This window comes from Nocardia sp. 852002-51101_SCH5132738, from assembly GCF_001665695.1.
GTDB classification, from domain to species: domain Bacteria; phylum Actinomycetota; class Actinomycetes; order Mycobacteriales; family Mycobacteriaceae; genus Nocardia; species Nocardia nova.
In genome coordinates this window covers 1-5,252 of the sequence record NZ_LZML01000103.1, presented here as the reverse complement: position 1 = coordinate 5,252, position 5,252 = coordinate 1, and the positions used below count along the sequence as shown (strand labels likewise).

Annotated in this window: 3 protein-coding genes and 1 pseudogene; all 4 read left to right on the top strand. The window is 61.4% G+C overall.

The window, feature by feature from the left end; translation table 11 throughout:
* Nucleotides 1-185: 185 nt before the first annotated feature.
* The gene (locus tag A5789_RS14200; RefSeq protein ID WP_193615576.1) at nucleotides 186-1,613 is read left to right on the top strand and encodes a Piwi domain-containing protein; all 1,428 of its coding nucleotides are present in this window, start codon (nucleotides 186-188) and stop codon (nucleotides 1,611-1,613) included.
* The gene (locus A5789_RS36575) at nucleotides 1,610-2,866 is read left to right on the top strand and encodes a hypothetical protein (RefSeq protein ID WP_064905310.1); all 1,257 of its coding nucleotides are present in this window, start codon (nucleotides 1,610-1,612) and stop codon (nucleotides 2,864-2,866) included. Before A5789_RS14200 ends, A5789_RS36575 begins: the two co-directional genes overlap by 4 nt.
* A 181-nt stretch (nucleotides 2,867-3,047) precedes the next feature.
* On the top strand, nucleotides 3,048-4,865 hold the full coding sequence (locus tag A5789_RS37830; protein WP_227463080.1) for a DUF2130 domain-containing protein: 1,818 nt from the start codon (nucleotides 3,048-3,050) through the stop codon (nucleotides 4,863-4,865).
* Nucleotides 4,866-5,012: 147 nt separating this feature from the next.
* Nucleotides 5,013-5,174 (top strand): annotated as a pseudogene (locus A5789_RS35600) (RNase H family protein); the annotation flags it as partial.
* Nucleotides 5,175-5,252: the final 78 nt, after the last annotated feature.

Here is a 5,252-nt window from a genome sequence, read left to right as displayed (position 1 = left end):
CGAACCGAATTCCATTGTGCTAGAATAGATTTAGTACCGAACTAGCTTCGGACTTACACGGTTCTCGTGACACCCTCCCCCGGATCGCAAGGGAACTGGAACAGACAACATTTGACCTGCTGGGTGCGTTCGGCCGATACGAGAAAACTGTCCACATTGCGGGACGCCTCGCGCGGCCTGGTGCGTTGAGCATCGCGCACGGCCTGTCGGTGGCCCTCGAGCCGCCGGTCGGGTCGAGTAAGGACGGTGCGCGAAAGGTCAATTGGAGCCGCTACGATTCGCCGATTTTTCAGTTCGACCAATCCGGGGACAAGACAGCCAGATCCGCGGATCGTGGCCTCGATGAGTACGGGCCCTTCGACGTCGAGTTCTTCGCCAAGAAGAAACCCCGAATCGCGATCATCACTCCGCGAGTCCATAAAGGCATCGTGGAGAACTTCGTAAACAAGTTCCTCCATGGAGTCCAGGGCGGACGCGTCTACAGCCAGGGCTTCGTCCGCAAATACCGTCTGGGCGATTGCGATACGGCCATGTACCCGTTCGATGGAGCCGCCACGGATGCCGATGCCTATCGGGAAGCGTGCCGTGCTGCCCTTCGCGCAGGCGATGTCGATCTCGCTCTTGTGATCACCAGCGACGCGCAGGTGCACCAGAGCGGTGACCGCAGCCCGTACCTTGTTGCCAAGTCGACCTTCATGGGGCAAGGCGTCCCCGTACAGGAAGTGAAGATCGAGACGGCTCGACTGAGCCAGCTCGCCTACCCTCTCAACAGCATCGCTCTAGCCTGCTATGCCAAACTCGGTGGCATACCTTTCGTGATTGCGGCTCCGCGCCCTCTGGCGCACGAGCTGGTGATCGGTATCGGCAGCGCTCACATCAAGGAGAGTCGCAACTCCGAGCCAGAGCGGGTCGTAGGCATAACAACCGTGTTCAGCGCCGACGGCAACTACCTGTTGGCGAACACCTCCCGCGAGGCGAATTACGAGGACTATCCGCGCGAGCTTCTACGCTCACTAACCGAGTGCATCGAAGACATCAAGAAGCGCCACGCCTGGCAAAGGAGCGACGAACTTCGCCTGGTGTTTCACGTGTTCAAGCGCCTGAAGGACATCGAGGTGGACGCGGTCAAGGAACTCGTTGAAAGCCTGACCCGGCAGTACGCCAAGGTCGAGTTCGCGTTCGTTCATGTGAGTACCGAGCACGACTGGGTGATGTTCGACCGCGCCAGTTCAGGTATGGGCACCCAGCGGACAAGAGGGCAGAGTAAGGGCTACTACGTACCGGACCGCGGCTTCGCAGTCCCAATCGGACCGACCGACATGCTGTTGTCGGTCAGCGGCCCGATGGATCTGAAGAATGCGCTCCACGGTGCGCCCAAACCACTGCTGCTCCACCTCCACCCGCACTCTACGTTCACCGATATGGAATACCTGTCCCGGCAGGTATTCCGGTTCACCTCGATGTCGTGGCGCACCATGTACCCATCGAGCCAACCCGTCACGATCTTGTACTCGGACCTGATTGCCGACCTCCTCGGCAACCTGCGACATGTCCGAAACTGGAACGCCGACGCCGTGGCGACCGCGCTGCGTACCAGCAGGTGGTTTCTGTGACGACCGTGGGCCGCAATGATCCGCCGGATATCACCGGCGCGCTTCTCGGTACCCGGATCTCGGAGCTTGAAGGAGTCGTCCATCGCTCGAACCTGCCCGGCAACCTCGACGGCTTGTTAGCCCACCACATCCTCGGCGATCGCTACGGCAGCATCGCGTGGAACGTGAACCCCATGACTCCAAACTGGTTCGCAGAGAACAACTATCGCCTCGCGTACCCTGCCGGCTTGGCGATTCTCGGCTACGGCCTCGCCAGTTTTCCCTCGATCGAGTCAGCCGGCGGTCGGAGACATCTCACGGAGGGCTTGCCGAACCTCATGCGCAGGAATGCCTTCGAACCCGACGGTGTCACCTTTGTGAATGATCCCTGCCAGGTCGTCGGGATCGCCCTCGCGGTCAACGCTGTCCATGAGGAGCTGCCCAGGGCACGCTCCTGGCTTGCCGGGGTGCTCCACGATAATCTCGTGAACCCAGTAACCCCGCTGCTCGGAATATTTCAGGAACGCGCCCGTCAGATCATTGACGTACCAACCGATCCCAGTCCTCACCTTCGGGCAATCTCTGATCCCGTGGAACTTGCCGGGTGGCAATGGTTGGCAACTCATCCGGGGAGTCAGGTTCTCAAGGACGCCGAAGAAGTTCGGAGCCTGCGATCGCGACTGGTCGCCGGTCTCGCACTCGGTCAGGCCGAGTCGGCTTCGGCGCCACGCGCGGCTCTGCTGCTGGAGGCCGTGGGGCGTATGGTCACCACCAGTGTCAATGACATCGTTCTGAATACCAGCCACGTCGGCGTGCTGCTGGGACGCTTCAGCGATGCCATGCGCCAATGGCGTTACGACGGGGACAACCTAGCCAAACCGATTCGGTGGCCGATCACCCAAGAACGCGAGGTCCAGAACATCCTGTGGCTGATGCTCCGGCCGGTATTCGACGACCTCGTGGATGAAGAAACACTCCGAAAGTTCGGACACAGCACCTACCGAGCAGACTTCGGGATCCCGTCCCTCGGACTGCTCATCGAGGTCAAATATGCACGAAGGGCATCGGACTTCAAAGAATTCGAGAAGGAGATCTCCGAAGACTACGTCGCGTACCTGACGGACAACTACCCGTACGAGAAACTCGCCGTGTTTATCTACGACGAATCCGCCTCCGTGCAAGAACACGGAACCACTCGCAACGCACTTCTCAAGCTTCCGCACATCACTGACGTCGTCATCGCTTCGCGCCCCAGCCACATCCCCACGCCCTGAGCACACCCCACAACACCAGGGCCGGAACTGTGACATTGCTAATACTTTGCTGGATGGCGAAATTGTCGGTGTGGCGTGCAAGAATCCCTGACCGTTCTACTCGTTCGATCAGAGAGTTTCCGTGTCTAAGCGTGGTACCCAGCAATCCTTGTCGGAATCCGTGGCGTGTCCTGCCTGCGGCGTGAATCTTGGAGATGCGTTCATTCAGACGCTTTCTCAACCCCAGGTAGAGAAGGTTCGTGTTGAGCTGGAGCAGCGATTCGCTGCGGAGGCTGAAGCGAAAGCGACAGGTCTGGCAGCGGAGCTTCGCTCCGAGCTGACCCGTGAGCAACAGCTCAGGAAAGATGCCGAGAACCGGCATGGGCAGCTTATTGGCGAGAAGATTGCCGAGCTGACCGCTCAAGGTGAAATGCTCAGGCGCGCCAAGGAATCCGAGCGTGACGCGCTGGATTCGAAGCGTACTTTGGAACAGGCGCAGCATGATGCGCAGGTCGAGTGGGGTCTGGAACTTGCGCGCCTGCGGGATGAGATCACGGCCGAGGAACGGGTGCGAGCCGACGAACGCACAGCAGCCGGGGTCCAGCTGGTCAGGAACCAGGTCGATCAGGAATATCGAGCGAAAATCGAGCAGCTGGAACGAGATCGCGAGACCCTGCAGAACCAAGCGGTGACTGAGTCCCGCAAGCAGCAGGAACTCGGGAGGCAGGCGGCAGTCCAGGCCGCGGCGAGCGCTCAGGCCGCAGCGGCGGAAGAGATCGCGACACTGCGCACTCGGTTGCGTGATCAGCAGGCTGCCGAGACATCGCTGCGGAGCCAGCTCGATCTGAAAGACGTCGAGATCGCTGAGCAGGCAGACAAACTCGCAGAACAGGCCAGGGCCGAGGCAGTCAAGCAGGTCGCGGTGTTACGCCGCGAATTGCAGCAGCAGAAGACGGTTCAGCAGGCCGCCGAAGCCGAACTGCGGGGCCAGATCGAGGAACGCGACGGCGAGATCGCCGACCAGCAGCGCAAACTCGCGCAGATCCGGCAAGCCGAGGTCGAGATGCGTGCTGCCCGTCGCCGCCTGGACGAGGATCGGCAGGAATGGGAATTGGAGCAGGCCAGGATTCGGGACGCGATCACCACCGAGGAACGCCAGCGGGCTCAGCACCACGCCGAGCGGCTCGTAGAACAAGAGCGCAACCGTATGGCGGCCAAAATCGAGCAGCTGGAGAACGACGGCAAGGGCCTGCGTGACCAACTGGCCGCAGCGCACCGCAAAGCCTCCGTTGGGACACGCGCGCAGGAGGAAGGCGTCGCCCGACAGGAGCTGTTCGCCGAGGAACTGCGCCGCCGGTGGCCCGAAGACGAGATCACCGTCGTCGATCGCGGCCGTCGCGGCGCAGACATCCTGCAACTGGTGCGCGAGAACGGCCGCGAATGCGGAGTGATCGCGTGGGAATGCAAGCAAACCCAGCAGTTCAGCAAGCAGTGGATCAAGAAGCTCACCAAGGACGCCGAACTGCATCGCGCGCAGATCGCGATCCTGGTCACCGAGGCACTACCCCGCGACATCGACGGCTCCGGCTGGATGGATGGAATCCTGGTGTGTGACTTCGCTGTTGCGGCCCACCTCGCGTCCCCGTTCCGCATGCTGATGGCCACCAACAAAAAGCACGCTCTCGCCAACGCGTTGCGCCAGGGCGAGACCGACAGAGTCTACGACTACGTCACGGTCGGCGGATTCGCGCAGTGCCTGGAACGAATCGTCAAGTCCACCCGCACCGGTATGCACGAGATGAACAAGATGCGCGAATACCTGAACAGGTTCTGGGCCACCTGGGAGAAATCGCAGCAAGACATCATCGACGGCATCTTCACGATGGTCGGCGAGATCGAGGCTGCCGGACCGACCATGCCCGCACCACTTCGGGCTGAACTGCCTTCGGCCGAACGCCTAGCACTCGAGGCGCCCGTAGTGGGTACGCCACAGGACGGCAACGGCCCATTGGCCGCCTGACCGCCGCGCCGTGTTCCCCCGGGGCCTTACCTCAGAGACTGGGGAACACGGCGATCGTCGTACCCTGGGTTGGCTACGCAGCAGGACCGCCACGCGACGCGAAAGATGCTTTCTCCGACCATCTTCCAGTGTAACGGCGCTAGCCTGATGGTCGTGGAGGTCGAGATCTATACCGATGGCGCGTGTAGTCCGAATCCGGGGCCTGGAGGGTGGGGTGCCGTGCTTCGGTTCGGTCGGCATGAAAGGGAAATCTACGGCGGGGATCCGGGGCCCACGACCAACAACCGGATGGAACTGACCGCGCCGATCGGGTCAAGTCCAAACGGGTGGTGTATCGGGTGATTGCCGCGTGATCCTGTTCGATCAGGCGGTCAGTGCGGGGGTGGG